This window comes from Ruegeria sp. AD91A, from assembly GCF_003443535.1.
In the GTDB taxonomy this organism is placed as follows: domain Bacteria; phylum Pseudomonadota; class Alphaproteobacteria; order Rhodobacterales; family Rhodobacteraceae; genus Ruegeria.
In genome coordinates this window covers 989,581-1,005,349 of sequence record NZ_CP031946.1, presented here as the reverse complement: position 1 = coordinate 1,005,349, position 15,769 = coordinate 989,581, and the positions used below count along the sequence as shown (strand labels likewise).

The 15,769-nt window shown below is 56.6% G+C and carries 14 protein-coding genes; 10 read left to right on the top strand and 4 right to left on the bottom strand.

Annotated elements, in window-relative coordinates:
• Window positions 1–215 precede the first annotated feature (215 nt).
• On the bottom strand, window positions 216–2,102 hold the full coding sequence (locus D1823_RS05040; RefSeq protein WP_117868894.1) for a PhoX family phosphatase: 1,887 nt from the start codon (window positions 2,100–2,102) through the stop codon (window positions 216–218).
• Window positions 2,103–2,282: 180 nt separating this feature from the next.
• Between D1823_RS05040 and D1823_RS05035 the strand changes: the two genes are divergently transcribed.
• Together D1823_RS05035 and D1823_RS05030 are read left to right on the top strand one after the other, a co-directional pair.
• Window positions 2,283–3,395, top strand: coding sequence for a Ppx/GppA phosphatase family protein (locus tag D1823_RS05035; RefSeq protein ID WP_117868893.1), 1,113 nt, complete (start codon window positions 2,283–2,285; stop codon window positions 3,393–3,395).
• Window positions 3,395–4,117 (top strand): RlmE family RNA methyltransferase, encoded by a 723-nt coding sequence (locus D1823_RS05030; RefSeq protein WP_117868892.1) that lies wholly within the window; start codon window positions 3,395–3,397, stop codon window positions 4,115–4,117. Before D1823_RS05035 ends, D1823_RS05030 begins: the two co-directional genes overlap by 1 nt.
• Here the strand turns inward: D1823_RS05030 and D1823_RS21850 are convergent.
• The 3 genes from D1823_RS21850 to D1823_RS05020 form a co-directional block, all read right to left on the bottom strand.
• A complete protein-coding gene (locus D1823_RS21850) occupies window positions 4,114–4,305 on the bottom strand; it encodes a hypothetical protein (RefSeq protein ID WP_162896771.1) in 192 nt (63 codons plus the stop codon). The genes D1823_RS05030 and D1823_RS21850 overlap by 4 nt on opposite strands.
• 87 nt (window positions 4,306–4,392) lie before the next feature.
• Complete coding sequence (locus D1823_RS05025; protein WP_117868891.1) at window positions 4,393–6,294, bottom strand: cytochrome c3 family protein; 1,902 nt, start codon at window positions 6,292–6,294, stop codon at window positions 4,393–4,395.
• Window positions 6,291–7,157: a YihY/virulence factor BrkB family protein gene (locus D1823_RS05020; protein WP_117868890.1), complete on the bottom strand. Its 867-nt coding sequence runs from the start codon at window positions 7,155–7,157 to the stop codon at window positions 6,291–6,293. Before D1823_RS05020 ends, D1823_RS05025 begins: the two co-directional genes overlap by 4 nt.
• 170 nt (window positions 7,158–7,327) lie before the next feature.
• Here D1823_RS05020 and D1823_RS05015 point away from each other — a divergent pair, with 170 nt between their 5' ends.
• The 8 genes from D1823_RS05015 to D1823_RS04980 all read left to right on the top strand — a co-directional run bounded on the left by D1823_RS05015 (window position 7,328) and on the right by D1823_RS04980 (window position 15,766).
• Window positions 7,328–8,413 (top strand): AI-2E family transporter, encoded by a 1,086-nt coding sequence (locus D1823_RS05015; RefSeq protein WP_117868889.1) that lies wholly within the window; start codon window positions 7,328–7,330, stop codon window positions 8,411–8,413.
• 3 nt (window positions 8,414–8,416) lie between these two features.
• Window positions 8,417–9,529 carry an acetoin utilization protein AcuC gene (locus tag D1823_RS05010; RefSeq protein ID WP_117868888.1) on the top strand — a complete coding sequence of 371 codons (1,113 nt, stop codon included), beginning with the start codon at window positions 8,417–8,419 and terminating at the stop codon, window positions 9,527–9,529.
• A gap of 116 nt (window positions 9,530–9,645) precedes the next feature.
• Entirely contained in the window at window positions 9,646–10,623 is a 978-nt protein-coding gene (locus D1823_RS05005; RefSeq protein WP_117868887.1) for a MoxR family ATPase, read from the top strand.
• A gap of 17 nt (window positions 10,624–10,640) precedes the next feature.
• Window positions 10,641–11,588 carry a DUF58 domain-containing protein gene (locus tag D1823_RS05000; RefSeq protein WP_205511921.1) on the top strand — a complete coding sequence of 316 codons (948 nt, stop codon included), beginning with the start codon at window positions 10,641–10,643 and terminating at the stop codon, window positions 11,586–11,588.
• The gene (locus tag D1823_RS04995; RefSeq protein ID WP_117868885.1) at window positions 11,585–12,058 is read left to right on the top strand and encodes a DUF4381 domain-containing protein; all 474 of its coding nucleotides are present in this window, start codon (window positions 11,585–11,587) and stop codon (window positions 12,056–12,058) included. The genes D1823_RS05000 and D1823_RS04995 overlap by 4 nt, the downstream gene beginning before the upstream one ends.
• Complete coding sequence (locus D1823_RS04990; RefSeq protein WP_117868884.1) at window positions 12,058–13,041, top strand: VWA domain-containing protein; 984 nt, start codon at window positions 12,058–12,060, stop codon at window positions 13,039–13,041. The genes D1823_RS04995 and D1823_RS04990 overlap by 1 nt, the downstream gene beginning before the upstream one ends.
• 2 nt (window positions 13,042–13,043) lie before the next feature.
• Entirely contained in the window at window positions 13,044–14,540 is a 1,497-nt protein-coding gene (locus D1823_RS04985) for a VWA domain-containing protein (protein ID WP_117868883.1), read from the top strand.
• Window positions 14,537–15,766, top strand: coding sequence for a BatD family protein (locus D1823_RS04980; protein ID WP_117868882.1), 1,230 nt, complete (start codon window positions 14,537–14,539; stop codon window positions 15,764–15,766). The genes D1823_RS04985 and D1823_RS04980 overlap by 4 nt, the downstream gene beginning before the upstream one ends.
• The last annotated feature ends 3 nt before the right edge of the window (window positions 15,767–15,769 follow it).

The following is a 15,769-nucleotide window of genomic DNA, read 5'->3' as shown; positions in this document are numbered from 1 at the left end:
CTAAACTTCAATGTAGGCTTGGGTCGGTCGATTTTCGACACACGGCGCTTTCCAAACGACGTTTTGCGCCTACTGTAGGGTACGCGGCTTTTACCCAGTTTTCCGGAAAACGCGCATATCATAATTCTCATCGTCACTATGAAAGCGCTGCATAAAAAAGAAAAACCCCGGACGGAAGAAACCGTCCGAGGCATGAATTGATGGGTCAAATGGCCTTAACCGACTAGACCCCCATCCTCGCGAATAATGGCGATAATGGCCGAACGCGGCACCGAGTCACCGCCTTCAGGCCAGTGGCTGTTGCCGTCTTCGCCCGGGTGCTGAATGCCGACAAACATTGTGCGACGATCTGGAGACCAGCTGAGACCGGTGACCTCGCACTCATTCGGGCCAACCAGAAAGCGGCGAATTTCGCCCGTGACAGGGTCACCTGCCAGCATCTGGTTATTGCCCTGACCAGCGAAGTCCCCTTCGTTGCCATAGTTTCCGTCGGTTTGAATCCAGAGCAGACCATTGGTGTCGAATTTCAATCCGTCGGGTGAATTGAACATGTTGTCGGCGTTCACGTTCTCGGATCCGGCATAGGCATTTTCATGCACGGTGGGATTGCCTGCCAGCACGTACAGATCCCAGCCGAAGCCGGCAGCGGTATGATCACCACCGTCCGGTCGCCAACGCACGATCTGACCGTAATTGTTCTTGTCCCGCGGGTTCGGGCCGTTGGCCGAGGTATCGTCGCCCCCTGCATTCGGTTTGACACCACGGTTCTTGTTGTTGGTCAGACAGCAATAGACTTCGGGTGCATTCGGGTTTGATGCCACCCATTCCGGACGGTCCATTGTCGTGCCACCAACGGCCGAAGCGGCTTGACGCGTGTGGATGCAAACCTCGGCCTGCGATGCAAGCCCGCTGGTTTCAGGTGTCAGATCGATCCACTCACCGGTGCCGTCATCGTTGAACTTGGCGACCGAAAGCGTTCCATTCTCAAGCAACGCATTCGTGTCCACCCCGGCTGCGTAAAAGCCATCGGAAACGAAGCGGTACAGGAATTCTCCGCGTTCATCATCGCCCATGTAGACCACGACGCGACCATCGTTGTTGACTACGGTTTCCGCGTTCTCGTGCTTGAAGCGCCCAAGCGCTGTCAGCTTGCGCGGTGTCGATGTCGGGTCGGTCGGGTCAATCTCGACGACATATCCGGCACGGTTTGGTTCATTGGGGTTTTTGGACACGTCGAAACGGTCGTCGATCTTGGCCCAGCCGTAGCCCCAATCGCTTGCCGATACTCCATAGCGTTTCAGTTCAGGGCTGGTTTCGTGGTTTTCATCCTCAGCCGAGAAGTAACCATTGAAGTTCTCTTCACAGGCCAGATACGTGCCCCATGGTGTCATGCCATTTCCGCAATTGTTCCATGTTCCCTTGCACGTCATGCCGGACGGATCGGCGGCGGTCTTCATAAGGTCGTGACCCGCGGCCGGACCGGTGATGGTCATCTCGGTCTGCGGTGTAACACGGCGGTTATACGGGCTGTCCTTTACGATACCCCATTTTCCATCTGTGTTGGCAATTTCCACAATGGTAACGCCATGGGCCATCATGCCTTTGGCAACGTCGTCATCGGATGCTGCCTTGGCGTCCGGATTGTTGCCCCAAAGAATGTCGCGGTTGGTATACTCGTTGTTCACCACCAGCAGAACATGACCGTCGTGGTAAAACACATCCTGGCCATCCGTGTTGTCACCAAATGCGCGTTCCTGACTGGCTGCCGTGCCTCGGGTGGCATGATTGAATTCAGGCACATCCGACCACAGCGGATCACCCCAGCGCACTATGACCTCGGCTTTGTAACCCGAAGGCACAATCACTTCGTCAGCCGTCGAAACCGGAATCGCCTCGAACGAGAAACGATCTGCCGCAGCGCGCGCAGTAGTCGGCAGAATCGAGCCGCCAACGGCAGCGAAACTGCCCATCGCCAGGACGCCACCCATGAATCCGCGACGCGACAACGCGCGCTCGACAACGCGGTCAAAGTCACATTCTTCAGGTCGCGGGCTTATGATTTCATCGTATTCATCAAAGGAAAGGGTGTGATCGTCTTTCATGTTAATCTCCATATCTGGCTGTAAGCTCGAAAAGAATCCTGCTGAGGGTTCCATGAATGCCCATCGCACCTGAGTATGAACGGCATGTGACACGCACGTTAATTTCAAAATTGAAATCACTTGCACGTCGGCAATCCCCCGCCTAGGGTCGGGGTAACTCGAAAATCGGAGGGCGTAACGATGGCGCCCAAGCGTCCCAAAGGTGCGGGCGCGTTCCCGAAAGCGGTCGAAAGCCCCGCGCCGGCAAGACCCGATCCGGATGCTCTTTATGCGGCACTGGATTTGGGTACAAATAGTTGCCGCATGTTGATCGCCCAGCCCAAGGGCAGTGGGTTCCATGTGGTAGACAGCTTCTCCAAATCCGTGCAATTGGGCGCGGGTCTGGAACGCACCGGGCGGCTGTCGCGGGCGTCCATGTCGCGTACCGTTCAGGCTTTGCGAATCTGTCAGCAAAAGCTGAAACGCAACAAGGTCAGACGGATGCGTCTGATCGCGACCGAGGCGTGCCGCCGCGCCAAGAACTCGCGCGAATTCATCCGGCAGGTGAAGCGCGAAACCGGCCTTACGCTTGAGATAATTCAGCCCGAGGAAGAAGCCCGTCTGGCAGTGATTTCCTGTGCCCCGCTGGTTTCAACCAAGACCGAGCAGTTGCTGGTCGTCGATATAGGAGGTGGCTCGACCGAATTGGTCTGGATAGACATCTCGTCCGTTCCGCGTCGCGACCGGCCAGCAGCAATCATGCGGCTGCACCACGGGTTTCACCCTGCCGACAGCCCCTTTCCGGCAGCAAAGGTCGTTGATTGGATCAGTGTGCCGCTGGGAGTTGCCACGCTGCGGGACCAGTTCAATGATGTCGAGAATGACGCCGCTCGTTTTGCGTTGATGAGTTGGTTTTTCGAGGAAAACCTTGCCGATTTTGCACCCTATAAGGACGAACAGGCGCGCGTAGGGTTTCAGATCGTCGGCACCAGCGGCACAGTCACTACTGTTGCGGCCTCTCATCTGGGCCTCAAGCGATATGACCGGACCAAAGTGGACGGGCTGCGCATGACCAGCGATCAGATTGACAAAGTCATACGCGGGTATTTAGAACTCGGCCCTCATGGGCGGCGCCGGGACCCTCGAATTGGTGAAGACCGGCAAGCCCTGATCATGTCCGGTTCGGCCATATTGCAGGCTTTGCTCCGTTGCTGGCCCACTGACCGCCTTTCGGTGGCGGACCGGGGGCTGCGCGAGGGTTTGCTGTATGCGCAGATGAGCGCGGACGGTGTATTGGAAGACGGACCGTTCTGATGGCGAAGACACCAAGTGGAAAAAACAACTCAGGCCGCGGGCAGCGCGACCTGAAGGTGAAGGTCAAAACAGCACGTGGGCGAAAGCTCAGCTCGACCCGTTGGCTCGAACGGCAGTTGAACGATCCTTATGTAAAACGCGCTCAGGCCGATGGATATCGTGGGCGAGCGGCATATAAAATTCTGGAACTGGACGACAAATTCCGCTTTCTGGTGCCCGGCGCGCGCGTGGTGGATTTGGGTTGCGCGCCTGGTGGCTGGTGTCAGGTCGCCGTCAAGCGGGTGAACGCGCTGGGCGAGAAGTCAGGCAAACGGGTCGGATCGGTGCTGGGCATTGACCTGCAAGAGGTCGAACCGGTCGCTGGCGCCGAAATCCATGTTCTGGACTTCATGGAAGATGACGCCGACCAGAAGGTCAAAGACTGGCTGGACGGCAAGGCAGACGTAGTGATGTCGGACATGGCTGCGGCATCATCTGGTCACAAACAGACCGATCACCTGCGAATCATGGCGCTGTGTGAAGCGGCAGCTTATTTCGCGTTTGACGTTCTGGAAGAAGGCGGAACCTTCGTAGCCAAGGTTCTCGCCGGTGGTGCCGAAGGCGATCTGCAAAAACTGCTAAAGCAGAAGTTTCAGAAAGTTGCCAACGTCAAACCGCCTGCGTCACGCTCGGACAGTTCGGAAAAATTCGTTGTTGCAACAGGGTTTCGCGGCGATTCTTAATCATCCAACCGAATGCGATTTCCGCTCAGGCGTTGTTCGCGCAACGACGTGGCCGCCATGCCCTGCAACATCAATGTGTCACCATGGGTCAGGTATACAGGTTCGCGGCTGCGCAACTCTTCAATACGTTGCGCCAACGAAATAGATCGTACATCCGTTGCTCTCTGCTTTGACACTTCAATAGACATCCATCACCTCTAATCAGCACACCTGAAATGTTGTTAGCGAGGAATCTTGCCGTGAAGATGGAGCAAATCGGGCACGTATATGCCGGTTCAGGGGCTGAGTTGTTGCGACAATTGCCGCAGTGCCGGATCATCGGGCAACTTGTCCAATGCCTCTTGCAAGGCGGCACGCGCAGCTTCCGGACCGCGATTGATCTGCACCAATTGCACGAGCATGGGCCACGCTTCGGCCCGCTGCGGGTCCAGCGTCACAACTTCGCGAAAGGCCTGTTCCGCCGCAGGAGCGTTGCGAAGCGTCAACGCCATGCCCCCCAGTACAAGGTGGGTTTCCGGGGCATCCAGCCTATTCGAGATCGACTCCTGCCATTCTGACATGCCCTTCCCGGTCAAAGCCCGTTGCTGAGGTGTCAAAGCCTGCGGAGGAATACTCAGGAACTCTTTGGCGGCAGCGATGCGCACGTTTCGCAGAGGGTCAGACAATAAGGGCTCAAGTCTTTGCACCTGATCTGTCGCGCTGGCCTGACGCTGTAGCGCCACTGCATTCGCTCGTATCAACGGGTCATCTTCTTGCAAAAGTGGCGCCGTGACAGCGGCCATCTCAGGCGATCCAAACGGCTGCATAAGATATGCGGCGGTCGCTCTCACAATCCCCGGCTGCGACGCATCCATCGCAACGGAAAGCAAACCCTCGGGCGTGTCGAGCTGCCCTTCGGTCGCAGCCTTGAAAACCGTCCCGTAATGCGCGCTCCGATTTGGCGAGCCTGGGAACCAATCCTTTATCTGGTCGGCAGCCCAAGCTTGATCTTCGCCCTGATGGCAGTCTGTGCAGGCATCAACGCCCAGCCCCAGATCCGGTCGCGGTATGCGAAAGCTGTGATCGCGTCGACCGTCGACACCCATGTAGGTTCGCTCGATCATATGGCAGCTTTTGCACTGCGCCCCTTCGCTGTCTGCCGGATGTTTGTGATGCTCGGGGGTGTCGTACTCCTTGGGGTCAAGGGTCGGGAACTCCGGGTTTCCGGCGGGTGAATGGCATTGCGTGCAAACTCCATTTCCTTCGGCCTTCAACTCTGCGCTGTGCGGTTCGTGACAGTTCATGCATCCCACGCCCTGCGCGTACATCTTGGATTGCAGGAACGATCCATAGACGTAAACCTCATCCAGTATCTGCCCGTCAGGATGATACGAACCGGGGCGCAGCACAGCCAGATTATACGCATCATGATACGGGGTTCCCGGAACCGGGTTTCCATTGCCATGCGCCTCGCGCCGGGAATGGCATCCGGCGCATTGCTGTATTTCTTCTTCGGCCCGCCCTTTGCCCCAACTCATCAGAAAGCCGGCATCGCCCAGGCCATCTGAAGACCCCTGTTCTTGGACCCAATCGATATGTGCAGACCCCGGCCCATGGCAGGCCTCGCACCCGACGCCGATCTCGACCTGTTGAGAGGTGTAGGTTCTGGTTTGAGGATCGTAGTTTTTTTCGAATCCCGTGGCGTGACACTCGGCGCAGCGCGCGTTCCAGCTCTTGTAGGGGCCCGTCCAATGCAACCCGTCATCAGGCGGCAGGTCCTGATCAGGATACAGGTGATACCAGCGCTTTTGCTCGGTATCCCAAACCACGTCAAAACTTTGCAACCGGCCCGGTTCAGTCTCAAAAAGGTATTGCTGCAAGGGTTCGATTCCAACGACGGAATGAACGTCATACTCCGTCGTCACACCGTCCTTTTCCGTTACACTGGCCGAGAACCTGCCTGCCTCACGTTTGAACTGGACGGCCATACCGTCATGATCGAACCGGGTTCCGTCAAAATCGGCCGCAAGAGCGCCGTCAGTGGTATCTGTCCACGCCAGCGCATGGTGTGACCCAGCCCAGGCTTCGGCTTCTTGTTGATGACAGTCGGTACACTGATCTGAACCTACATACTCTGGCGTCTGCGCCTGAATTTCGCCAGCGATTGCAAGGCAGGCCAGTATCAGGGCAAATCTCATGCCATATCTCCTTCAGAGGCTTTTTGCAGATCAATCAATGCACCATTGTATTCGGCCCCCAAAATCAGGATCGCGGAATAGAGATACAGGAAAATCAATGCCGCCATAGCCCCCGCCAATCCAGCATAGGTGGCGCTGTAGGTGGCGAACTGGCTGATATAAATTGAAAAAGCCCATCCACCGGCCGCCCACAAGGCCAAAGTCAGCAGGACGCCGGGCAGAATTTGCATCAGGCTGTGCCTGCGGGTCGGCAGCACAAGATGTGCCAGAAGAACCGTGCCCGCTGGAACCGCCACGGTAAACGTCCAGCGCAGGCGATCCACTGAAAACCAGTTGGCCACGGCACCTTCTGTGTGTTCGGCCACCAGTTTCGTATAGACTGGCAAAACCACCTCGACCGCGGCGATGATCAAAATGGCCGCCCCGCCCAGAATGACCAGCACCAGGCAGAGCAGCCGGGTTTTCCAGAATGGCCAACTGTCCTCGTCGTGGTAGGCCTGGTTCATGGCTGCACGCACGGCGGCCACGCCGTTGGAGGCAAAATAAATCGCTAGCAGACCACCCAAGGTGATAACACCCGAGCCGGATCCGGCCAGAACGGCCCGCAGTTCGGCCACGATGGGATCGGCGACATCCTTGGGCCACGCTCCGAAAATCAGGTCAATCAACTCATCCGTGACATAGCCTTGCGACAACGCCCCTGCCAGCGCCACGGTGAACAGCACAAAAGGAAACAGCGCCATCATCAGCGACATGGCGACATGGCTGCTCATGACAAAGCCGTTCTTTCTGCTGAACCGGCGGATCGACAGCCAAAGCGCCTGAACTGGTCGGCCAAACAGGGGATTCGCGGCAGTGGTCATACGGCAACCCTAACCTGCCGAAATAGAACACAGAACCCGTCATGAATATCTATTTGGAGAATGAGGGCCAACAAACGCCTGAACGCATTGCATAAACAAGACCTCGCGTGCAGGATTGGGTCACGCAGGATGGGAAATGGGCACTGCTTTTGCCAGACACAGGATACCGAATGACCCCGGATCAAAAAGACATCACGGTTAGACCCAGGCTTCGACTGTCCGTTGTCCGGGATACATGCATCATCGCGACACTGATCGTGCTGGGCCTCTATGCCGGTGCGAACTTCCTGATCCCGCTTGCCATGGCGCTACTGGTCAATGTTCTGATCATAGCGCTGAGCGATCGCGTCGTAGCCGTGACCCGCGCTCCGGTCTGGCTGGCCAATGTCGCCGGTGTGACCGTCGTTCTGGCGGGTTTGTTCATGATCATGTACGTGCTGGGCAGTCAGGCGACGCAATTTGCACGCTCCGTCAGCACCTATGAAAACCAGTTCGATGGTGCAGTCGAGCGTGTAACAGGACTGGTCGGCAACGACGTGACCACCTTCATTCGTGACAATCTGGTCAGTATCGACATGTCCTATGTCGCACGCGTATTGCTGGGCAGCGCCACCTCATTGTTGAACCAGTTTTTCCTGATCAGCCTGTATGTCGCCTTTCTGATGGCCGAACGACTGGCGTTTCGGAAAAAGATCCAACTGGCGGCCGGAGATCCCGTCGCCGCAGCCGAGTTTTCCACCATGCTCGATGCGATTTCGGTCAGCTTGCAGCGTTATGTCGGCGTCAAAACCCTGATCAGCCTGATAACGGCAACCATCAGCTACACGGTTTTCCGCTCGCTTGGTCTGGAATACGCGGAAACCTGGGCCGTACTGACCTTTGCCCTGAACTTCATCCCCTCGATCGGTTCGATCATAGCCGTGTTTTTTCCGGCCATGATCGCACTTGTTCAATTCGAAACGATCATCCCCTTTCTTGTCATCGTGCTGGGATGTGGAACGATCCAATTCCTGATCGGCAATTTCCTTGATCCGGCCATGCTTGGTCGATCCCTGAACATGTCGACCTTTCTTGTCATTCTGGCCCTGACCTTCTGGACAACGGTCTGGGGCCTGATCGGTGCGTTTCTGAGTGTGCCTCTGACAGTATGCATCCTGATCGTTTTCAGCCACATCCCGGCACTTCGGCCGGTCGCCATACTGATGTCTCTGGATGGCAGGTTGGGCGAGGATAACAGTCAGGCCACAACAAGCTAGGTCATGAAGCGCCCCCTTTTCATCGGATCGGATATCTACCGCAACTCGACCTACGGTTCAAAGCACCCGCTGGCCATCCCGCGGGTTTCAACCGTCATCGATCTGTGTCGCGAACTGGGTTGGTTGACGTCCGAGAACTACCGCGTCAGCCCCTGCGCAAAACCCGGTGTATTGGAAACGTTTCATACGCCGGACTATATCGCCGCCCTGCAAAAGGCGGAAGCGGACCAGCATGTCACGGACGAAACACGGAAAAGATACGGTTTGGGGACTCTGTCGAACCCGGTCTTCGCCGAGATGTACCGCCGACCTGCAACCGCTGCCGGTGGTTCCATGTTGGCCGCCGAACTGATCCGGGACGGCAGGATCGTTTTCAACCCTGCGGGCGGTACACACCACGGCCTTGCGGACCGGGCGAACGGGTTTTGCTATCTGAATGATCCGGTTCTGGCGATACAGTCCCTTTTGAACACTGGCATAGAGCGCGTGGTCTATGTCGACATCGACGCCCATCATTGCGACGGGGTTGAACTTGCGTTTCACGGGTCGGACAGAGTCCGGATGATCTCGGTCCATGAGGCGCGGCGATGGCCGTTCACGGGCCAACTTGAGGAAGACGCCGGTGGCGCGGCCTTCAACCTGCCCGTTCCAAGACATCTGAACGACGACGAATTTGCCGCCATTCTGGATCAATTGATCCTGCCAGCGACCGAAGCGTTCAAACCGCAAGCGATTGTCCTGCAATGCGGAGCCGACGCCGTGGCCGAAGACCCGCTTTCGCGTTTGACCCTGTCCAACAACGCGCATTGGCGAACGGTCGCGGCGCTGAAGTCTCTTTCGCCTCGTTTTCTGGTTCTGGGTGGCGGTGGATACAATCCCTGGTCCGTGGGACGCTTGTGGAGCGGCGTTTGGGCCACCCTGAATGATTTCGAAGTTCCTGACACACTTGACGTCGGTGCACAGAAAATCCTGCGGGATCTGACCTGGAGCAGGGCCGCAGGACAGGCGCCTCAACCCCACTGGCTGGACAGTTTGCGAGACGCGCCAAACATCGGGCCCATACGACAGGAACTGAGGAACGATTTGCGCCACCTCACCCCCAGGCATTCACAGTAGATCGGTCCGTCAAAGCCTGCTAACATTCCGACATTTCGGGATATTCCTGACCGGCTTAACCCCTGTTCCGTTATCACTTCAATTCTTCCAGTTTGGCACCGATTGGACCACCACCCATGAATGCACTTAATCAGATACTTGATCTCAAGGCCCGCATGGGCCAGTCCATCATCGGGCAAACCGAGGTCATCGACCGACTGCTGATCGGGATGCTGGCCAACGGAAACCTTCTGATCGAAGGTCTGCCCGGATTGGCCAAAACACGTGCAGTCAAGGCGATGGCACGCAATCTGGATGCGGATTTCAGCAGGATCCAGTTCACGCCTGATCTGCTGCCTTCAGACGTGACGGGAACCGAGGTGTTTCAACAGAGTGATGAGGGCGGCACCTTTCGCTTTGAACCCGGTCCGATCTTTGCCAACATCGTCCTCGCTGACGAGATCAACAGGGCACCGGCAAAGGTGCAGGCCGCTTTGCTGGAAGCGATGGAAGAACGGCAGGTTACGGTATCCGGAACCACCCACAAAATGGAACCATTGTTCATCGTGATGGCAACCCAGAACCCCATTGAACAAGAAGGCACCTATCCCTTGCCCGAAGCGCAGATGGACCGGTTCCTGATGCATGTTCAGATCACCTATCCGCCGGTCGAGGGTGAGGTTGAAGTGATCCGACTGGTACGGGGCGAGGAGATCGCGGCCGGGAAAGGCGCGTCAAGCGAGCCACCACCGACGATCCCGCAGGACGCTGTTTTTGCTGCGCGTTCGGAAATTGGGCAGATCCATGTTTCGGATGCAATGGACCGCTATATGGCCGATCTGGTTCAGGCGACCCGGACGCCTGCGGCGCTCAGCGAAGAACTGGCCAGCTGGATCGAAATCGGCGCCAGCCCGCGTGCCTCATTGGCATTGGACAAATGCGGTCGAGCGCATGCGTGGATGAACCAGCGCGATTATGTGGACCCTGCGGATATTCGAGCCATAGCACATGACGTGTTCCGTCACCGCATCACGCTGAGTTTTGAGGCGCAGGGGAACGCCAAAACGGCAGATGACGTGATCGCGGAAATCCTGCGTCTCGTCGCGCTGCCCTGACGGTTCGGGTTGGCCGGGTGCATCAATCCACAACATATCCCGATGATCCCCGCATTCACGTCAGTGCGGATCACCTCTTGCGTCTGGAACCGCATTCTCGTGCTCTGAGCTTTTTGCCACGTCAGCCCGCCCGGTCGATCCTGAATGGAACACACGCATCACGCCTGCGCGGACGCGGCCTGAACTTCGAAGAATTGCGAAACTACCAACCGGGCGACGATATCCGCACAATTGACTGGAAAGTCACGGCGCGAACCGGGGAGCCCCATGTTAGGGTCTATACCGAGGAACGAGACCGCCCTGCCCTGCTGCTGGTCGACCAGCGCGTTTCGATGTTCTTTGGAACAGAAGTGTACATGAAGTCGGTCATCGCTGCCGAAGCTGCCGCAATCACTGCGCATCGCGTTCTCGATCAGGGCGATCGTGTTGGAGGCCTGGTCTTCAGCGACACGAGCGTTGCAGAACACAGGCCACAGCGCCGCGCTGCGGCGCTTATGCGGTTTTTGTCATCAATCGGGGCTGCCAATTCGGCCTTGCACGCTGCCTTGAACCCGCAACCAACCGTGGCTTTGAATAACATGTTGTCCGAAGCCGCGCGTATGTCCCAAACCAACGGGCTGGTTTGCCTGTTTTCCGACTGTGACGGGCTTGACGAAAGATCGGAGTCCTTGCTGCGCCGTATTGCGTTCTCAAACGATCTGATCGTGTTCAATATTTCTGACAGAACAGCCAAGGTACTGGCGCCCAATCTGAAACTCACGGTCTCGGACGGGAAAGACCAGATCGAAATCGACAGCGCCGACCCCGAATTGTCCGGGAAAATTCGCAAATCCATGGAAGACAGGTTGAACCAACTGCATACTTGGTCCCGGCGATACGGTTTTCCGGTTGTTCCTTTGACAACGGCGGAACCTGCTCTGGATCAGTTGCTGTATCTGTTCGGGCATCGCGGGGGGCAGAAATGAGCATCGACACGACAGGGAAATCTCTGGTTGATCTGCTGAATATGCTCGAGCCGACACCAGAACCTGCGACTGTTTCGATGCTTCCGCAGACATGGGGGTGGTTGGCGCTGGCTGTTATTCTGGTTGGCTTTGTTGTACTAGTCAGTGTTGTTTTCGTCCGACGAAGACAGGCAAACGCGTATCGACACCATGCGCTGGCAGAGCTGGCAAACCCGGATATCACGTCGGCAAAAGTTGCCGAAATCCTTCGCCGCACCGCGTTGGTCGCATATCCGCGCAGGCAAGTCGCAGGAATTCATGGGAATGATTGGCTGAATTTCCTTTCGCAAACATCTGATGATACAATCTTTTTATCTGACATTGGGCAATCACTGATCGAAGCGCCGTACAAGGACCTTCCGCCAAACCGCGCCTTGACACAACTTGCTCGGCATTGGGTCAAGTCCCATAAACTGCATCGGGGAACGTGATGGTTTCCTTTTCTGCACCGTGGGTGTTTTTGCTGCTGCCGCTGCCGGTGCTGGTCTACGCCATTGCTCCACCCCGGCGGGAAACAACCGCGTCTATTCGCATTCCGTTTTTCCGCCGCGTTGCGCAAGCAGCAGGCGCCGAGCCGAAATCCGGGTCAATTATCCGCAGCCGTGCCTGGCTTCAAACCGCCAACGTGGTATTGATTTGGCTTCTGCTGGTTCTGGCGCTGGCCCGTCCGGAACGATTGGGCGACCCCATCGTTATAGAGAAATCTGCCCGAGATGTGGTTTTGGCGCTGGATATCTCTGGCTCGATGGATCAGCGGGACTTCGAGTCCGGGTCCGGTACACCGATGCAAAGGCTGGAGGCGGTCAAAGAAGTTCTGAAACAGTTCATCTCTGAAAGAGATGGCGACAGGATGGCGTTGATCATCTTCGGAACACGCGCGTTCATTCAAGCGCCCTTCACGGAAGATCTGAACAGTTTGAATGGGTTCCTGGACCAAACTCAAGTTGGCATGGCGGGTCCGAACACAGCTTTGGGCGATGCCATCGGACTTGGCATTCGAACCTTTGAGTCCAGCGAGGTTGAGCAACGCCTAATGATCGTACTCAGCGATGGCGCCGATACATCCAGTCGCATGACACCGGTCAATGCCTCGGCAATTGCTGCGGAAAAGAACGTAGTTGTCTATACGATTGGTGTCGGAGACCCGAATGCAACGGGTGAAGATCGTGTGGACTTGCAGGCTTTGAAGGACATAGCCGCGCGTACGGGCGGAGAGTATTTCTTTGCCGACGATGCCTCGGCCCTCGAACAGACCTATGAACGCATTGATGAACTGAACCCCAGAATTGTGGAAACACAAAGCTATCGGCCCAAACATAGCCTTGCCCATATTCCGTTACTATTTGCGTCGATCGTCATTATGGTCAGCATGGCCGGGTTCCATTTCACCCAGCGGCACCGCGGGGTCGTCTGACAATGGATCTGGCTGATTTCCATTTTATCCGAGGCTATTACCTGCTGCTTCTCATCCCCATCCTTGCGCTGTGGTGGAGGATCAGATCCAAACCGCTGGCAGAAACCAAACTGCCGACAGGGATCGCCCCGCATCTTGCAGAAGCCTTGTTGCTGGGCAAAGAAGACACCCGGCGCACGCAGCCCATTGATGCTGCGATGATCATTGCAACGCTTGTCATATTTGCGGCCTCAGGTCCAACGTGGTCACGCGCACCCAACCCGCTGATCGCGGACACTGCCCCGTTGGTGATCGCTCTCAAAGTCACCGATAGTATGGAAAGCTCGGACCTTGCGCCATCCCGGCTGGATCGGGCACGGTTCAAGATTTCCGATCTGATCAACGAACGCGCCGGTGCTCGAACCGCCCTGATCGCATATGCAGGAACGCCGCACCGAGTTGCCCCGTTGACAGAAGACGCGAATATACTCCGTCCGTTGCTTGAGGGGTTGACGCCCGCGGTAATGCCGAAGGATGGCGATGCCGCAGCCGATGCGCTTGAGTTGGCTCAGTCCATTCTGAATGACAGCGATAGCCCGGGCGCTGTGTTGTTCGTGCTCGACGACCTCGATCCATCTCAGGTATCTGGGTTAAGCTCCTCGAATACTGAAATTTTCTTCCTCACTATGCTGCCTGTCGGTGGTCGAATTGCTCAGTTGGACAGCATCCAAAATGCATCGGTGGTGGCGTTTTCGAACGACGACCGGGACGTCACTCAGCTGACGCGCCGTATTCAATCAGCCTATACTGCCGCCCTGGATGACGATGATCGCCTGGACTGGCAGGATAAGGGCTGGATTCTGGCCTGGCCTGCTGCACTGCTGTCTCTGCTGTGGTTCCGAAAAGGCTGGGTGGTCCGATGGGCAATTCTGGCTCTGATTGTGTTGCCCACATCCGGAGCGCGCGCAGAAGGATGGAGAGACTGGTTTTTCACCCCCGACCAACAAGGCCAGATTGCGATGAACCAAAAACGGTTTGGTGAAGCGGCTGAGGTGTTCGAAGACCCATATCACAGGGGGTATGCCTATCTCAGGGATGGTCAATACGCCGAGGCATCGTCCGTTTTTTCCAAGCTGGACACGCCGGAAGCTGCGTTTGCCGAAGGTATGGCCCGAATAAGAAACCGCGAATATCGCCCAGCCATATCGGCGTTCGAGGCAGCTTTGGAACGTCGTCCCAACTGGCCTGAAGCCCAGCATAATCTCGATGTATCCAAAGCCATCCTGGACTATGTCGAAACGACGCGCGAACAGTCCGATACAGGGGAAGAGACTGGCATCGGTGCAGATGATACGGTGTTTGACAACGACGCAGCACGCGGCAGTGACACCACGGTTCAAGCCGCCAAAGACGGGCCGCAGTCACTGTCCGCCGACCAGTGGATCAGTATGATCGACACCGATATGCAGGATTTTCTGAAAAACCGTTTCCTATTAGATAATCAGGAGCAAACAGAATGAGATACCTTGCTGTCTTCATTCTGTTTCTGCCGCTTACCGTGTCTGCTCAGGACAGCTCAGCTTATCAACCTCGGGTGTCAGTAGACGTCCCGAACGAAGCCGTCATCGTAGGCCAACCCGCAATTGTTCGCATCAAGGTTCTGGTTCCGACCTTCATGCCGCAACCGCCCACCTTTCCATCACTGGAGCAGCAAAACATCCTGGTTCGCCTGCCTGAAAGGGCTTCGGGTCCGGTAAGCGAAACGGTGGACGGAGAGACGTGGTCGGGGGTGCAGCGCAGTTATCGCCTGTATCCGTTGGCACCAGGACCGGTCGCGTTCGAAGCGCAAGAGGTTGTCGTGACATTTGCCGATCCGCAGTCCAATGAACCGGTCCAGGTTTCTGTGACGCTTCCTCCCATACAGCTCAATGCAGAAATCCCAGATGGCGCTCAAGGGCTTGACCCGCTTATCATCGCAACCGGTTTCTCTCTTGATCAGAAGCTGGACGGTCCGACCGATATGCAGGCCGGCGATTCCATCACGCGTTTGATAAGCGCGCAGATCTCTGGCACCACAGCTCTGACAATCCCAGCGCTGACGCCGCAAGATCAAAGCCCACTGCTTCGTGCCTATCCCAAAGAGCCCCGGTTTTCAGAAACAGAAGACCGAGGCGTCCTGTCCGGGCAACGTGTCGAAGAAACCGTGTACATCGCCCAAGATGGCGGCGACATACAATTGTCGGCGGTTTCGATCGACTGGTTCAATCTGGACACCGGTCAGATCGAAACGGCATCACTTACCCCGACCCAGCTTACACTGGCTCCCCCCAAACGACAGCTGCCTGACGCGCGGGCCGTCCTCAAGTCCGCTCTTTATCTAACCGTTGTTGTATGTGCGCTTTGGGCTTTTGGGCGATTTCTGCGCCCTCGCTATGAAACCTGGAAAATTGAACGGCAGCGCAAGTACCTTGCCTCGGAAAAGTATGCCGTCGATTCACTGCGGGCAGCTTTGCAATCGCGGAACTTGCCAGCGGTTTATCAGGCATTGGATCTCTGGAAGTCACGTAGCGCTCACCCTGAGCGTTCCCTGGATCTTGAACGCAATCTGATGCAGATCGGTGCAGTGCGGTATTCATCGACCACCACAAACGGCCCGGAAGACTGGGACGCTGCCATGCAAAACCTAAATGCGTTGAACAGCTCAAAAGAACGAAAGAGCGAATCCTTGCCGCCACTCAACCCCTAGGTT